This window comes from Streptomyces viridosporus T7A, assembly GCF_008704515.1.
In the GTDB taxonomy this organism is placed as follows: domain Bacteria; phylum Actinomycetota; class Actinomycetes; order Streptomycetales; family Streptomycetaceae; genus Streptomyces; species Streptomyces viridosporus.
Window position 1 is genome coordinate 2,243,373 of record NZ_CP023700.1, and the last position, 13,076, is coordinate 2,256,448.

16 protein-coding genes and 1 pseudogene are annotated in these 13,076 nt (G+C 72.5%); 2 read left to right on the forward strand and 15 right to left on the reverse strand.

Annotated elements, in window-relative coordinates; genetic code table 11:
- Positions 1–165: 165 nt before the first annotated feature.
- On the forward strand, positions 166–1,995 hold the full coding sequence (locus CP969_RS10560; RefSeq protein WP_016826800.1) for an endonuclease/exonuclease/phosphatase family protein: 1,830 nt from the start codon (positions 166–168) through the stop codon (positions 1,993–1,995).
- Positions 1,996–2,000: 5 nt separating this feature from the next.
- On the opposite strand, the gene CP969_RS10565 is transcribed toward CP969_RS10560, so the two are convergent.
- Genes CP969_RS10565 through CP969_RS10575 form a run of 3 tightly spaced genes read right to left on the reverse strand, consistent with a single transcriptional unit; the run spans position 2,001 to position 3,692 of the window.
- Positions 2,001–2,705 carry an antibiotic biosynthesis monooxygenase gene (locus CP969_RS10565; RefSeq protein WP_016826799.1) on the reverse strand — a complete coding sequence of 235 codons (705 nt, stop codon included), beginning with the start codon at positions 2,703–2,705 and terminating at the stop codon, positions 2,001–2,003.
- Between the two features lie 46 nt (positions 2,706–2,751).
- The gene (locus CP969_RS10570; protein WP_004989653.1) at positions 2,752–3,276 is read right to left on the reverse strand and encodes a DUF3618 domain-containing protein; all 525 of its coding nucleotides are present in this window, start codon (positions 3,274–3,276) and stop codon (positions 2,752–2,754) included.
- Positions 3,273–3,692 (reverse strand): phage holin family protein, encoded by a 420-nt coding sequence (locus CP969_RS10575; RefSeq protein ID WP_016826798.1) that lies wholly within the window; start codon positions 3,690–3,692, stop codon positions 3,273–3,275. Before CP969_RS10575 ends, CP969_RS10570 begins: the two co-directional genes overlap by 4 nt.
- A gap of 204 nt (positions 3,693–3,896) precedes the next feature.
- On the opposite strand from CP969_RS10575, the gene dapA reads away from it, so the two are divergent.
- Positions 3,897–4,835, forward strand: a complete 939-nt coding sequence (dapA, locus tag CP969_RS10580) for a 4-hydroxy-tetrahydrodipicolinate synthase (RefSeq protein WP_016826797.1) — start codon at positions 3,897–3,899, stop codon at positions 4,833–4,835.
- Here dapA and CP969_RS10585 read toward each other — a convergent pair.
- The 12 genes and pseudogenes from CP969_RS10585 to sufD form a co-directional block, all read right to left on the reverse strand.
- On the reverse strand, positions 4,832–6,055 hold the full coding sequence (locus CP969_RS10585; RefSeq protein ID WP_016826796.1) for a WD40 repeat domain-containing protein: 1,224 nt from the start codon (positions 6,053–6,055) through the stop codon (positions 4,832–4,834). The two genes, dapA and CP969_RS10585, sit on opposite strands and share 4 nt — an antisense overlap.
- Positions 6,052–6,213: pseudogene (locus CP969_RS33180) on the reverse strand (SigE family RNA polymerase sigma factor); the annotation flags it as partial. The gene CP969_RS10585 and the pseudogene CP969_RS33180, both read right to left, overlap by 4 nt.
- A gap of 95 nt (positions 6,214–6,308) precedes the next feature.
- Entirely contained in the window at positions 6,309–6,548 is a 240-nt protein-coding gene (locus tag CP969_RS10590; RefSeq protein ID WP_004989644.1) for a hypothetical protein, read from the reverse strand.
- Positions 6,549–6,681: 133 nt separating this feature from the next.
- A complete protein-coding gene (gene dapD / locus CP969_RS10595; protein ID WP_004989643.1) occupies positions 6,682–7,671 on the reverse strand; it encodes a 2,3,4,5-tetrahydropyridine-2,6-dicarboxylate N-succinyltransferase in 990 nt (329 codons plus the stop codon).
- Positions 7,672–7,765: 94 nt separating this feature from the next.
- The gene (locus CP969_RS10600; protein WP_016826795.1) at positions 7,766–8,308 is read right to left on the reverse strand and encodes a TetR/AcrR family transcriptional regulator; all 543 of its coding nucleotides are present in this window, start codon (positions 8,306–8,308) and stop codon (positions 7,766–7,768) included.
- Complete coding sequence (locus tag CP969_RS10605; protein ID WP_004989639.1) at positions 8,308–8,628, reverse strand: DMT family transporter; 321 nt, start codon at positions 8,626–8,628, stop codon at positions 8,308–8,310. The genes CP969_RS10600 and CP969_RS10605 overlap by 1 nt, the downstream gene beginning before the upstream one ends.
- 93 nt (positions 8,629–8,721) lie before the next feature.
- Entirely contained in the window at positions 8,722–9,054 is a 333-nt protein-coding gene (locus CP969_RS10610) for a metal-sulfur cluster assembly factor (RefSeq protein WP_004989638.1), read from the reverse strand.
- Positions 9,051–9,515 (reverse strand): Fe-S cluster assembly sulfur transfer protein SufU, encoded by a 465-nt coding sequence (sufU, locus tag CP969_RS10615; protein WP_004989631.1) that lies wholly within the window; start codon positions 9,513–9,515, stop codon positions 9,051–9,053. Before sufU ends, CP969_RS10610 begins: the two co-directional genes overlap by 4 nt.
- A gap of 11 nt (positions 9,516–9,526) precedes the next feature.
- Complete coding sequence (locus CP969_RS10620; RefSeq protein WP_004989630.1) at positions 9,527–10,783, reverse strand: cysteine desulfurase; 1,257 nt, start codon at positions 10,781–10,783, stop codon at positions 9,527–9,529.
- Entirely contained in the window at positions 10,780–11,544 is a 765-nt protein-coding gene (gene sufC / locus CP969_RS10625; protein ID WP_004989629.1) for a Fe-S cluster assembly ATPase SufC, read from the reverse strand. Before sufC ends, CP969_RS10620 begins: the two co-directional genes overlap by 4 nt.
- 7 nt (positions 11,545–11,551) lie before the next feature.
- Positions 11,552–11,869, reverse strand: coding sequence for a non-heme iron oxygenase ferredoxin subunit (locus CP969_RS10630; protein ID WP_004989628.1), 318 nt, complete (start codon positions 11,867–11,869; stop codon positions 11,552–11,554).
- The gene (gene sufD, locus CP969_RS10635) at positions 11,866–13,050 is read right to left on the reverse strand and encodes a Fe-S cluster assembly protein SufD (protein ID WP_004989627.1); all 1,185 of its coding nucleotides are present in this window, start codon (positions 13,048–13,050) and stop codon (positions 11,866–11,868) included. Before sufD ends, CP969_RS10630 begins: the two co-directional genes overlap by 4 nt.
- Positions 13,051–13,076 lie beyond the last annotated feature (26 nt).

Sequence of the window (13,076 nt, forward strand, 5' to 3'; positions counted from 1 at the left end):
TGACGCGCGTAGAAATCGGCGGACAGTTGTACACCGGACCTCCAGGGAGCCGGCCCGCACCCCTGTCGGCCCCCTGCGCGCGTCGCACCGCCCCACCGGTCGCGGCTCCCGCCGTCCACGCTCCACCCTCGTCCCGGCGCTCCACATGTCCCCGGAGGGAATCCGTTGCCGAGCAAGCCGTCCGCGCGTCTCGCCGCGCTCACCGTCGCCGCCGTGTGCTCCGCGGCGTCCACCGTCCTGGTCACCGCCCCCGCGCACGCCGACGGCGTGCGCATCCACGACATCCAGGGCGACACCCGCATATCGCCGTACGCCGGCCGGCAGGTCACCGACGTGACCGGCATCGTGACCGGTATTCGCACCTACGGCTCGTCCCGGGGCTTCTGGATCCAGGACCCGGTCCCGGACGCCGACCCCGCCACCAGCGAGGGCGTGTTCGTCTTCACCGGCTCGACCCCGAAGGGCGTGGCCGTGGGCGACGCCGTCGCCGTCTCCGGCACGGTCACGGAGTACGTCCCGGGCGGCGCCTCCTCCGGCAACCAGTCCCTCACGCAGATCACGCGCCCCGCCTTCACCGTCGTCTCCGGCGGCAACCCGGTCCCGGCCGCCACCGTCATCGACGCGCGGTCCGTGCCCGCCGCCTACGCCCCGGCCGGCGACCCCGCCGCGAACGGTTCGATCGACGCCCTGCCGCTGCGCCCCTCCGCCTACGCCCTGGACCGCTACGAGTCCCTGGAGGGCATGAACGTCCAGGTCTCCGACACCCGCGTGGTGGGCGCCACCGACCCGTACACCGAGCTCTGGGTCACGGTGAAGCCCCGGGAGAACCGCAACCGGCGCGGCGGCACGGTCTACGGCTCCTACGACGCCCAGAACACCGGCCGCCTCCAGATCCAGTCCCTGGGCAGCGCCGCGGCCTTCCCCGACGCGAACGTCGGCGACACCCTCGCCGGCGCCACCACGGGCCCCCTGGACTTCAACCAGTACGGCGGCTACACCCTGGTGGCGAACGAGCTCGGCACCCTTGAGGAGGGCGGCCTGCGGCGCGAGACGACCCGCAGGCAGCACGCCGGCGAACTCTCGGTCGCCACCTACAACGTCGAGAACCTCGACCCCTCCGACGACACCTTCGCCGCGCACGCCGCCGCGATCGTGGACCACCTCAGGTCCCCCGACATCGTGGCCCTGGAGGAGGTCCAGGACGACAACGGCGCCGTCGACGACGCAACGGTCACCGCCGGCGTGACGGTGACCAGGCTGATCGACGCCGTCGAGGCGGCCGGCGGCCCGCGGTACGACTGGCGCTCGGTCGACCCGGTCGACAAGGCCGACGGCGGCGAGCCCGGCGGCAACATCCGCCAGGTGTTCCTGTTCGACCCGGAGCGGGTCTCCTTCACCGACCGCGCGGGCGGCGACGCCACGACGGCCGTCGGCGTCACCAAGGTCCGCGGCAAGGCGGCCCTGACGGTCTCCCCCGGCCGCGTCGACCCGGCGTCCGCGGCCTTCGAGAACAGCCGCAAGCCGCTGGCCGGCGAGTTCGTCTTCCGCGGCCGCACGGTCATCGTGATCGCCAACCACTTCGCCTCCAAGGGCGGCGACCAGAGCCTCACCTCGCGGTACCAGCCGCCGTCCCGTGGCTCGGAGACCCAGCGCCACCTCCAGGCGAAGGCGGTCCACGACTTCACCGCGAAGATCCTCACGACGCAGAAGAACGCGGCCGTCGTCGCCCTGGGCGACATCAACGACTTCGAGTTCTCCCGGACGACCGAGATCCTCGAGGGCGACGGCACCCTCTGGTCGGCGATCAAGTCCCTTCCCCCCGGCGAGCGTTACTCCTACGTCTACCAGGGCAACAGCCAGGTCCTGGACCAGATCCTGATCAGCCCGTCGATCCGCCGCGGCGGCACGTTCAGCTACGACAGCGTGCACCTCAACGCCGAGTTCCACGACCAGATCAGCGACCACGACCCGCAGGTCCTGCGCTTCCGCCCCTGACCGGCTCACCCGTGCGGCGGTACGAGCCCGAGGACGTGCTCGTACCGCCGCACGGTGCTGCTCCTCAGCCCGGGCCACTCCCGCACCCGCCGCCACGCGGCGGTCGCCGAGCCGACCCCGTCACCGGGCGCCGCCAGCGCGTCGGCGTGCGCCCGGGCGCTCTCCCACTCGGCGTAGTTGAGCACCCGGGTCCCGTCGGTCCCCAGGTGGAAGTGGGCGCAGATCCCTCCGGGGTGCGGGTCCGGCTCGCTCTCCAGAGCGTCGAGAACGGCATCGGCCCAGCCCCGCAGCCGCTCGGGGTCCGCCCCCTCGAACTCCACGTCGACGATCACCACGCACCCGGGGACCCGGCCCTCCTCGCGCGCGGCGCTGCGGTAGTGCCGGTACCGGTGCAGCGCCACCCGCTCGATGCCCGGCACGGCGGTGTCGATCTCGTCCACCCGCTCCTGCCGGTGCGTCTTCACGAACGCCTCGTACGCCTGCTCACTCGCCCACTGCGAGTAGTGCAGCAGCGTCTCGCCGTCCTCCCCGGCGTAGACGTGGTACCCGAGCAGTCCGCGGGCCGGCCAGGCCCGCCGCTCCCAGGTCCGCCCGATCGCCTCGACGACCTCCTTCTGCCGCTCCGGCGTCCCCACCCGCCAGGTGCTGAAGAACGGTGCGCCGATGCGGGGATCGGCGGGATCGGGGTGCCGGTCCGTACGGCGGGCCATGGCTGCCTCCACTGCTCGGCGAACGCGATGACCCCACCCTCCGACCTCAACCGGACTTCAGGTCAAGCAGCGCACGGCGCACGGGTCCCACCGGGCGGCGGACGCGGTAGGTGCGCCTCCACCCGCCCGTGCCCGGCCTCGTCCGGCCCGTCGCGGGCATCCACGTCCGCCCGGTGCCCGTGCGGCCCGCCGCGGGCATCCGCACCCGGCCGGTGCCCGCGCCCCCGTACCGCCGCATCATCACGCTCGCCACGACGACCGCCCCCGCCGCCGCCCCGGTGATCAGCGCCGGCCGCCGGTACCGCACCCCGGTCCGCCCCGCGTGGGCGGCGCTGCTCCGCAGCTGCACGGTCATCGCCCCGGCCTTGTCCCGGAGATCGTCCGCCCGGGCCCGGGCCCGTCCCTTGACGTCCATCTTGCTCGCCAACTGCTCCACGGTGTCGCCGAGTTGGTGACGGGTCCGCTCGATCTGCCGCCGCAGCTCGTCCGGCCCCTTCGCCCCCCGGGCGTCGGCCGCACGCTCCGCGTCCGCATCCAGGTGCGAACCCGAGCGCGTCACGTCCTGCGTCATCGGTGCGCCCTTCCCTTGATCTCCTCCACATCGGCCTTCACGCTGCCCATCGTCCGTTCGGGCTTGGGCGGCGTGGCCCGGCGCAACTGGCTGCGCCCGGCGGCGGCCAGCACGGCCGCGACGGCGAACAGCAGCGCCGTGACGATCAGTGCCGCCGCCCAGACGGGCAGCACCAGCGACAGGGCGGCGATCCCCGTGCCGGCCAGCGCGAGCAGCCCGGCGTAGGCGAACGCCCCCGCCGCGCCCAGCATCCCGCCGCCCCGTCCGGCGCGGCGGCCCTTCTCGGCCAGCTCCTCCTTGGCGAGGGCCATTTCCTGTCGCACGAGCCGCGAGAGCTGTTCGGTGGCCTGCCCGATGAGCTCACCCACGCTGTGGTGCTCGTCGCGGACCGGCCGTTGGTCGATGGTCCCTGTCACGGTGTACCGCCTCCTCTCGGTCGGGGGCATCCGGGTACCCCCGACCGCCCCGCGCTACCGCTCCCGGACGAGGCACGGGAAAACACCGCACGCCCCCACCATTCGACAGCAACGCTTACCGATACCGGACAGGAATCACAAGTAGACCTTCACGATGAAGCCGCCGACACTACTGCCATGGCTCCCACGACTCCCACGGATCCCATGACCCCCACGGCGTCTCCCGCGGCCTCCCCCACGGCGCGCCCCTTCGGCCGCGCCCTGTGCGCGATGGTCACCCCGTTCACCCCCGACGGCGTGCTCGACCTGGACGGCGCCCAGCGGCTGGCCGACCACCTGGTGGCCCGCGGCTGCGACGGCCTGGTCCTCTCCGGCACCACGGGGGAGTCCCCCACCACCACGGACGCGGAGAAGGCGTCCCTCATCACGGCGGTGCGCCAGGCGGTGGGGACCCGCGCGTCGGTCGTCGCGGGCGTCGGCACCTCCGACACCCTCCACACCGCCGCACTGGCCCGCGAGGCCGGGAAGGCCGGCGCCGACGGCCTCCTGGTGGTCGCCCCGTACTACAGCCGCCCCCCGCAGGACGCGGTCGAGGCGCACTTCCGCGAGATCGCGGACGCCACGGAACTCCCCCTCGTGCTGTACGACATCCCGGCCCGCACGGGCGTCCGCATCGAGCCCGACACCCTGCTCCGGCTCGCCGAGCACCCCCGGATCGTGGCGGTCAAGGACTGCTCGTACGACTTCCTCGCCGCCCAGAAGGTCATGTCCCGCACGGACCTCGCGTACTACGCGGGCTGCGACGAGCACGTCCTGGCCCTGTACGCGGTCGGCGGCGCGGGCTTCGTCAGCACGGTCGCGAACGTCGCCCCGGGCCACCTCCGCGCGGTCCTGGACGCCTTCGACGCGGGCGACACGGCCCGGGCGGCCCGCCTCCAGCACCGGGCGACCCCCCTCATCGAGGCGATGATGGCCGGCGGCCTGCCCGGCACGGTCACGGCGAAGGCCCTGCTCACCGTGCTGGGCCTCCCCGCGGGCCCGGTCCGCCCGCCCCTGCGGCCCGCCGACCGCGAGACGACCGACGGGCTCAGGGCGGCGTACGACCACCTGACCGGCCCCGACCGGGCCGACCTCCCCGGCTAGGGACGGCGTTCGACGAACACCGGCTCCCACTCCACCGTCCCGGAGGACTCGTCCGGCTCCCGCACCCCGCTGAGCGGCAGGACCTTCTCGCTGCCGAGGGTGACCAGGACCAGCCGCGGCCGGTACTCCCCCGGCCCGGGGGCCCGCTCCCAGGCGATGAGCCGCCGGTCGTCCGCCCAGGCGAGCAGGTGCCCCCCGCGCACCCGGGCGACCTCCTCGCCCGTGCGCGGATCGCGGATCGCGGACCACGACCTGTCCCCGGCCTCGGCCGTCAGGCCGGACGCGGCGAGCCCGCCGTCGGGGGACAGCCGCGCGGGGACGTCCGACCGCAGGTGCCGTTCCTCCGCGGGCGCCGGGACCGGGGTGCCGGCGAGGTCGTGGAACTGCTGCATCCCGTCCCGCTCCCCGACCACCTGCGCGTACACGAGCCGGCCGTCCCGGGAGAACGCGAAGTCCTGCCGGCCGTTGACGTCCCGGCGCTCCGCCACCGGACTCCAGGTGCCCCGGCCGTCGGCCACCTCCAGGACGTGGAAGCCGCTCCGGGAGGACGTGCCGCCGAACTGCCGCACCCAGGCGACGCCCCCGGCCTCGTCCCTCATCCGCACCATGAGGTCGGGGTGCTCGCGGTAGGTGGTGGCGACGAGCCTCCTCCCGTCGTGCGAGAAGGCGAGGCCGCCGACCCCGTGGTCGACGGTGATCCACCGGTCGACGCGGCCCGTCGCCAGGTCGAGGAGGCCGATCCGCCGCGCGGGCAGCTCCCGTTCCAGGACGGCCGCGGTGCGCGCGCCGGGCGCGACGGCGACGAACGACCACCGGTCGTCCTCCTCGTACTTCCCGGTCCGTGGGTCGAGCAGCCAGTAGGTGCGGGTGAGCACGGCCCGGCCGTCCGGGCCCTCCACGGGTTGCGCCGTGTAGTGGGCGGCCAGCACCGACCGGCCGGCCGCGATCAGGTCGCGCGGCGGCGACTGGTCCGGGTGCGCGAGGACACCGCTCCCGTCCAGGACGGCGGCGGGACGGACGTCCTCCTTCCCGGTGTCCAGCAGCGGCACGGCGGCCGCGATCGCGACCACCACCGTCGCGGCGGCGACGGCGGAGGCCAGCCTGCGCGTGCGGCGGCGCCGGCGCGCCGCCAGCACCCGGTCGGCGAATCCCGGCCCGGGCGCGGTCAGTTCCGCTGCCTGCTCGCGCAGCGTGTCCCGCACGAGTTCGTCGACGTTCACGACCGCACCTCCACGGGCGAGTAGTCACGGGACGGCCGCCGCTCGGCGCCGGCCGGGCCGAGGGCCCGCAGTTCGGGCGCGAGGGTGCGCAGCCGGGCCAGGGAACGGTGGGCGGTGGACCGCACGGTGCCGACGGAGCAGCCCAGGATGCGGGCCACTGCGGAACGGACGGGGCCGGGGCCGCACCACGCCGTCGTGCGTGGTGCGGCCCCGGCCCGCCGAGGCGCTCGCCCCGTTCCGGAACCGGGAACCGTCAGTTCCAGGCGTATCCGTCCCCGAACAGCAGGAAGTGCTCCAGCACGTCCTCCGCGGGATCGTCGACCTGTCCGGTGTCGACGTTGAGGAGTCCGACCCGGGGCCCGTTGTGCGAGCCGGTGGTGGTCTCGTCCGCGTACGCGGCACCGGCCACCGTCCCGCACAGCACCAGCACGGCGACCACACCGAGCGCCCCGACCGTCCAGCGGAGTACGCCCCGCGCCCGCTCGTTCCTCATTGCCCGCTCCCCATGTTCCTCGGCCGGTCGTCCCGGCATCCGATCGGACTTCGCGTCCACCCGTTCATCTGCCGAAACGACCCCGAAGTCACGGGGAGTAACCCGTACGTGAGAGGACGGGGCGGGGACCGGGTCAGTTGTGGCTGTGCAGGACCTCGTTCAGGCCGCCCCAGACCGCGTTGTTCGGCCGGGCCTCGACCGTGCCGGTGACGGAGTTGCGGCGGAAGAGGATGTGGGAGGCGCCGGAGAGTTCGCGGGCCTTGACGACCTGGCCGTCGGGCAGGGTGACACGGGTGCCGGCGGTGATGTAGAGGCCGGCCTCGATCACGCACTCGTCGCCGAGCGCGATGCCCACGCCCGCCTCGGCGCCGATCAGGCAGCGCTCGCCGACGGAGATGACGACGTTGCCGCCGCCGGAGAGCGTGCCCATGGTGGAGGCGCCGCCGCCGATGTCCGAGCCGTCGCCGATCACGACACCGGCGGAGATGCGGCCCTCGACCATCGACGTGCCGAGCGTGCCGGCGTTGAAGTTGACGAAGCCCTCGTGCATGACGGTGGTGCCCTCGGCGAGGTGGGCGCCGAGGCGGACCCGGTCGGCGTCGGCGATGCGGACGCCCTTGGGGACGACGTAGTCCGTCATGCGCGGGAACTTGTCGATCGAGGTCACCTGGAGGTGCAGGCCCTCGGCGCGGGCGTTGAGCCGCACCTTCTCGACGTCGTCCACGGCGACCGGGCCGAGCGAGGTCCAGGCGACGTTGGCGAGGAAGCCGAAGACGCCGTCCAGGTTCTGGCCGTGCGGCTTGACCAGGCGGTGCGAGAGCAGGTGGAGGCGCAGGTAGACGTCGTGCGCGTCGATCGGCTTCTCGGTGAGCGAGGAGATGACCGTGCGGACCGCGACGACCTCGACACCCCGGCGGGCGTCCGGCCCGATCGCCGCGGTCGCGCCGCCGCCCAGCAGTTCCGCGGCCTGCTCGGCGGAGAGCCGCTCGGTGCCGGAGGGTCCGGGCTCGGCGACGAGTTCGGGGGCGGGGAACCAGGTGTCGAGGACGGTGCCGTCCGCGGCGATGGTGGCGAGGCCGGCGGCCACGGCGCCGGTGGTGCTGTGAGCAGTCGTGTCGGTCATGAGGGCAACCTAACCGGCGGGGACCCGGCGATGCGAACCGGTGCACCGGCGTCTCACGTGCCGGGCCGCACCCCGCCGGGCGGGGAGGGCGCGCTCAGGCTCCGGGGACGATGCGCGCCATCATCTCCCGGGCGTACTCCTCGTCGTAGGGCCCGCCGGTCAGCAGGACCTGGAGGCAGATGCCGTCCATCAGCGCGACCAGGGCGCGGGCGGTGACCGGGTCGGTGCGCCGGGAGAGCAGTTCGGTGACCTCCTCGCACCACTCGGCCGCGACGGGGCGCAGGGCGGGACGGCGCAGGGCGGCCAGGTACAGCTCGTACTCCAGCTCCACGCCGGTGCGTTCGCCGGCGAGCCACTCGCCGATCAGGGCGGCGAGTTCGGCCGCCAGGTCGGTCCGGGGGTCCATCAGGGTCCGGCGGGCCGCCACCGCCTTGGCGAAACCCTCGTTGGTCTGGCGCAGTGCGGCGACGAGCAGTTCGTCGAGGGTCTTGAAGTGGTACGTCGTGGAGCCGAGCGGCACGTCGGCCTCGGCGGCGGCGCTGCGGTGGCTCAGCCCGGCGATGCCGCCGCGGCCCACGACCCGGATCGCCGCGTCGATGATCCGCTGCCGCCGTTCGGGGTCGTGGCGCCGGGTCATCAGTGCGCTCCCCCCAGGTTCAGCACCACCACGCCGATGATGATCAGCGCGATGCCGGCGGCCTTGGCCGCGGTGAGCCCCTCGCCGAGGAACAGGACGCCGATCGTGGCGATGGCGGCGGTGCCCACCCCGGCCCAGATGGCGTAGGCCGTGCCGACGGCGACGGTCCGCAGCGTCTGCGCGAGCAGGGCGAAGGAGACGACGTAGCCGAGCAGCGTCAGCAGCGAGGGCCAGAGCCTGCTGAAGCCGTCGCTGTACTTCATGGCGGTGGTGGCGCACACCTCGGCGACGATCGCGCCGGCCAGCAGCAGGTATCCCATGTGTACGAGCGTACACAACGGCGGTCCGCCGCAGACGGGGAACGGCGGCGCCCCGCGGGCGCCGCCGTTCCCCGTGTCCTGGTGCCGTGCGTCTCAGACGTTGAAGCCGAGCGCCCTGAGCTGCTCACGGCCGTCGTCCGTGATCTTGTCGGGGCCCCACGGCGGCATCCAGACCCAGTTGATCCGCAACTCGCTGACCAGGCCGTCCGTGGCGGACTTCGCCTGGTCCTCGATGACGTCCGTCAGCGGGCAGGCCGCGGAGGTCAGGGTCATGTCGACGGTCGCCACGTTGGAGTCGTCGACGTGGATGCCGTAGATCAGGCCGAGGTTGACGACGTCGATGCCCAGTTCGGGGTCGACGACGTCCATCAGGGCCTCACGGAGTTCCTCCTCCGAGGCCGGCTTCATCTCCACGGTCTCGCTCATGCCGTTGTCCTTTCGGCGTCGGCGCCCAGCGCCTGGGCCGTCGCGTCCTTCCACGCCATCCAGCTCAGGAGGGCGCACTTGACCCGGGCCGGGTACTTGGACACCCCGGCGAACGCGACCGCGTCCTCCAGGATCTCCTCCATCGCGTCGTCGGGCTCGATCCTCCCCTTGGACTGCATCAGCTGCAGGAAGGTCTCCTGGATCCGCTGCGCCTCGGACAGGTCCTTGCCGACCAGCAGGTCGTTCAGCACGGAGGCGCTGGCCTGGCTGATGGAGCAGCCCTGCCCCTCGTAACTGACGTCGCTGACGGTCGTGCCGTCGTACTTCACGCGCAGCGTGATCTCGTCGCCGCACGTCGGGTTGACGTGGTGCACCTCGGCGTCGCCGTCCCGCAAGCCCCGCCCGTGCGGGTTCTTGTAGTGGTCCAGGATCACGTCCTGGTACATGGAGTCCAGCTTCACGCCTCAGCCCCTCATCCGAAGAAGTTCCGTACGTGCTCCAGGCCCTCGACCAGTGTGTCGACCTCGGCCGGAGTGGAGTACAGATAGAAGGACGCTCGCGTGGTCGCGGGAATTCCGTACCGCAGGCAGACCGGCCGCGCGCAGTGGTGGCCGACCCGGACCGCGATGCCCTGCTCGTCGAGGACCTGGCCCACGTCGTGCGGGTGGATGTCCCCCAGGACGAAGGAGATCGCGGCGCCGCGGTCCTCGGCCGTGGCGGGGCCGATGATGCGCAGGTCCGGGACCTCGGACAGGCGCTTGACCGCGTACTCGGTGAGGGCGTGCTCGTGGGCGAGGATCCGGTCCATGCCGATGGCCGACAGGTAGTCGATCGCCGCGCCGAGACCGACCGCCTGGGCGACCGGCGGGGTGCCCGCCTCGAACTTGTGCGGGGCCGGGGCGTACGTCGACGAGCTCATCGACACGGTCTCGATCATCTCGCCGCCGCCGAGGAACGGAGGTAGGTCCTCCAGCAGCTCCTGGCGCCCCCAGAGCACGCCGATGCCGGTCGGGCCGCACATCTTGTGGCCGGTGAAGGCCACGAAGTCGGCCTGGAGGGCCTGGACGTCCAGCGGCATGTGCGGCGCGGCCTGGGAGGCGTCGACGCACACCAGGGCGCCGACCTCCTGGGCGCGGCGCACGATGGCCTCGACCGGGTTGAAGGTGCCCAGGATGTTGGACACCAGCACGAAGGAGACGATCTTCGTCTTCTCGGTGATGACCTCGTCGATGTTCGACAGGTCGAGCCGGCCGTCGTCGGTGAGGCCGAACCACTTCAGCTTCGCGCCCGTGCGCTGCGCGAGCAGCTGCCACGGCACGATGTTGGAGTGGTGCTCCATCTCCGTGATGACGATCTCGGTCTCGTGGTCCACCCGGTAGGGCTCGTCCGCCCAGCCGAGCATGTTCGCCACGAGGTTGAGCGACTCGGAGGCGTTCTTGGTGAAGATCACCTCGTCGCGGCTCGGCGCGTTGACGAACTCGGCGACCTTGTCGCGCGCGCCCTCGTACAGCGCCGTGGCCTCCTCGGCGAGCACATGCACACCGCGGTGGACGTTGGCGTTGTGGCGCTCGTAGTACTCGCTCAGGGCGTCCAGCACCTGGCGCGGCTTCTGGCTGGTCGCCGCGTTGTCCAGGTACACGAGCTTCCGGCCGTCGTGGACCTGACGGTCCAGGACGGGGAAGTCCTTGCGGATCGCCTCGGTGTCGAGGAGGCCCGGCAGCTGTGTCACTCGGATGCGCCACCCTTCGTGTATGCCTCGTAGCCCTCGGCCTCCAGCTTGTCGGCGAGCTCGGCGCCGCCGGACTCGGCGATCCTGCCGTTCGCGAAGACGTGGACGTGGTCGGGCTTGATGTAGCGCAGGATGCGCGTGTAGTGCGTGATCAGCAGGGTGCCGACCTCGCCGCTCTCACGGACGCGGTTGACGCCCTCGGAGACGACGCGCAGGGCGTCGACGTCCAGGCCGGAGTCGGTCTCGTCGAGGATCGCGACCTTCGGCTTGAGCAGTTCGAGCTGGAGGATCTCGTGGCGCTTCTTCTCACCGCCGGAGAAGCCCTCGTTGACGTTGCGCTCGGCGAAGGCGGGGTCCATGTTGAGGCGCTCCATGGCCTCCCGGACCTCCTTCACCCAGGTGCGCAGCTTGGGGGCCTCGCCGCGGATGGCGGTGGCGGAGGTGCGCAGGAAGTTGGAGACGGAGACGCCGGGGACCTCGACCGGGTACTGCATGGCGAGGAACAGGCCGGCGCGGGCGCGCTCGTCGACGGACATCTCCAGGACGTCCTCGCCGTCGAGGGTGACGGTGCCGCCGGTGATCGTGTACTTGGGGTGACCCGCGAGGGAGTAGGCGAGGGTCGACTTGCCCGAGCCGTTGGGGCCCATGATGGCGTGCGTCTCGCCCTGCTTCACGGTGAGGTCGACGCCCTTGAGGATCTCCTTCGTGGCGTTGTCGGCCTCGACGGTGACGTGCAGGTCTCGGATTTCAAGCGTTGCCATGGGTGCCTCAGGACTCCTGGGTGAGGGAGACGAGCACGTCGTCCCCTTCGATCTTTACGGGGTATACGGGGACGGGGCGCGTCGCCGGAAGGGCGTCGGGCTTGCCGGAACGGAGGTCGAAACGCGAGCCGTGCAGCCAGCACTCGATGTGGCAGTCGTCCACCTCGCCCTCCGAGAGGGAGACGTTCGCGTGCGAGCAGATGTCGTGGATCGCGAACACCTCGCCCCCGGTCTGTACGAGGGAGACCGGCGTGCCGTCGAGTTCCACCCTTTTCGGGGTGTCCTCCTCCAGCTCGCTCAGCCCACAGGCGCGTCGGAAGGTCATGCGACCGCCGCCTCCAGCTCCTCCTCGATCTTGGCGATCAGGCGCTCCTCGATGTCCGGGACGCCGATCTGCTGGACCAGCTCGGCGAAGAAGCCGCGGACCACCAGGCGGCGGGCGTCCTTCTCCGGAATGCCGCGGGCCATCAGGTAGAACAGCTGCTCGTCGTCGAAGCGGCCGGTCGCGGAGGCGTGGCCGGCACCGACGATCTCGCCGGTCTCGATCTCCAGGTTGGGGACCGAGTCGACGCGGGCGCCGTCGGTGAGGACCAGGTTGCGGTTCATCTCGTAGGTGTCGGTGCCCTCGGCCTTGGCCTCGATGAGCACGTCACCGATCCACACGGCGTGCGCGTCGTCGCCCTGGAGCGCGCCCTTGTAGACGACGTTGGACTTGCAGTGCGGGACGTTGTGGTCGACCAGGAGGCGGTGCTCCTGGTGCTGGCCGGCGTCGGTGAAGTACAGGCCGAACAGCTCGGCCTCGCCGCCGGGGCCGGCGTAGGTGACGCGCGGGTGCAGCCGGACGACGTCGCCGCCGAAGGTGATGACCACCGACTTGAAGGAGGCGTCGCGGCCGACGAGGGCGTCGTGCTGGGCGGCGTGCACCGCCTTGTCGTCCCAGTCCTGCACGGAGACGACGGTCAGCTTGGCGCCGTCGCCGAGGACGTACTCGACGTTGGCGGCGAGCACCGCGTCACCGGTGTGGTCGATGACCACGACGGCCTCGGCGAAGGCGCCGAGCTCGATCACCTGGTGGGCGTAGGCGGTGCCGCCCTCGCCGTGCACCGCGATGCGGATCGGCTCGGTGAGGACGGTCTCCTTCGGCACGGTCACGACCGAGGCCTGCTCGAAGGCGGAGTACGCCTGGGCGGCGACCCGGTCCACCGGGGTGCCCGCGCGGCCGAGCCGCGCGTCGTCGCGGCCGACGGTCTCGACGGTGACGCCCTCGGGCGCCTCGACGGCGACCTTGACGCCCTCGCCGCTGGCGGTGGCGGTGCCGTCGTGCAGACCGCGCAGCCGCTCCAGCGGGGTGAACCGCCACTCCTCCTCGCGGCCGTGGGGGACGGGGAAGTCCGCCACGTCGAAGGACGGGGGCGCGCTCATGCGGGTGGCGACGGTCGACTCGGCGGCGACCGCGATCGAGCCCGTGGTGGTGGAGCCCACGGGGATGTTCTGAGCCTCAGCCATGGCTGTCGTAGTGCTCGCTTTCCTGT

What these genes read in the sequence shown, in the direction of transcription:
- dapA (WP_016826797.1), top strand. Translation starts at nt 3,897, where the DNA reads ATGACCCCCACGGCGTCTCCCGCGGCCTCCCCCACGGCGCGCCCCTTC.
- CP969_RS10610 (WP_004989638.1), bottom strand. Translation starts at nt 9,054, where the DNA reads ATGAGCGAGACCGTGGAGATGAAGCCGGCCTCGGAGGAGGAACTCCGT.
- CP969_RS10630 (WP_004989628.1), bottom strand. Translation starts at nt 11,869, where the DNA reads ATGACCTTCCGACGCGCCTGTGGGCTGAGCGAGCTGGAGGAGGACACC.
- CP969_RS10590 (WP_004989644.1), bottom strand. Translation starts at nt 6,548, where the DNA reads ATGAGGAACGAGCGGGCGCGGGGCGTACTCCGCTGGACGGTCGGGGCG.
- CP969_RS10565 (WP_016826799.1), bottom strand. Translation starts at nt 2,705, where the DNA reads ATGGCCCGCCGTACGGACCGGCACCCCGATCCCGCCGATCCCCGCATC.
- CP969_RS10600 (WP_016826795.1), bottom strand. Translation starts at nt 8,308, where the DNA reads ATGACCCGGCGCCACGACCCCGAACGGCGGCAGCGGATCATCGACGCG.
- sufD (WP_004989627.1), bottom strand. Translation starts at nt 13,050, where the DNA reads ATGGCTGAGGCTCAGAACATCCCCGTGGGCTCCACCACCACGGGCTCG.
- CP969_RS10570 (WP_004989653.1), bottom strand. Translation starts at nt 3,276, where the DNA reads ATGACGCAGGACGTGACGCGCTCGGGTTCGCACCTGGATGCGGACGCG.
- sufC (WP_004989629.1), bottom strand. Translation starts at nt 11,544, where the DNA reads ATGGCAACGCTTGAAATCCGAGACCTGCACGTCACCGTCGAGGCCGAC.
- CP969_RS10605 (WP_004989639.1), bottom strand. Translation starts at nt 8,628, where the DNA reads ATGGGATACCTGCTGCTGGCCGGCGCGATCGTCGCCGAGGTGTGCGCC.
- dapD (WP_004989643.1), bottom strand. Translation starts at nt 7,671, where the DNA reads ATGACCGACACGACTGCTCACAGCACCACCGGCGCCGTGGCCGCCGGC.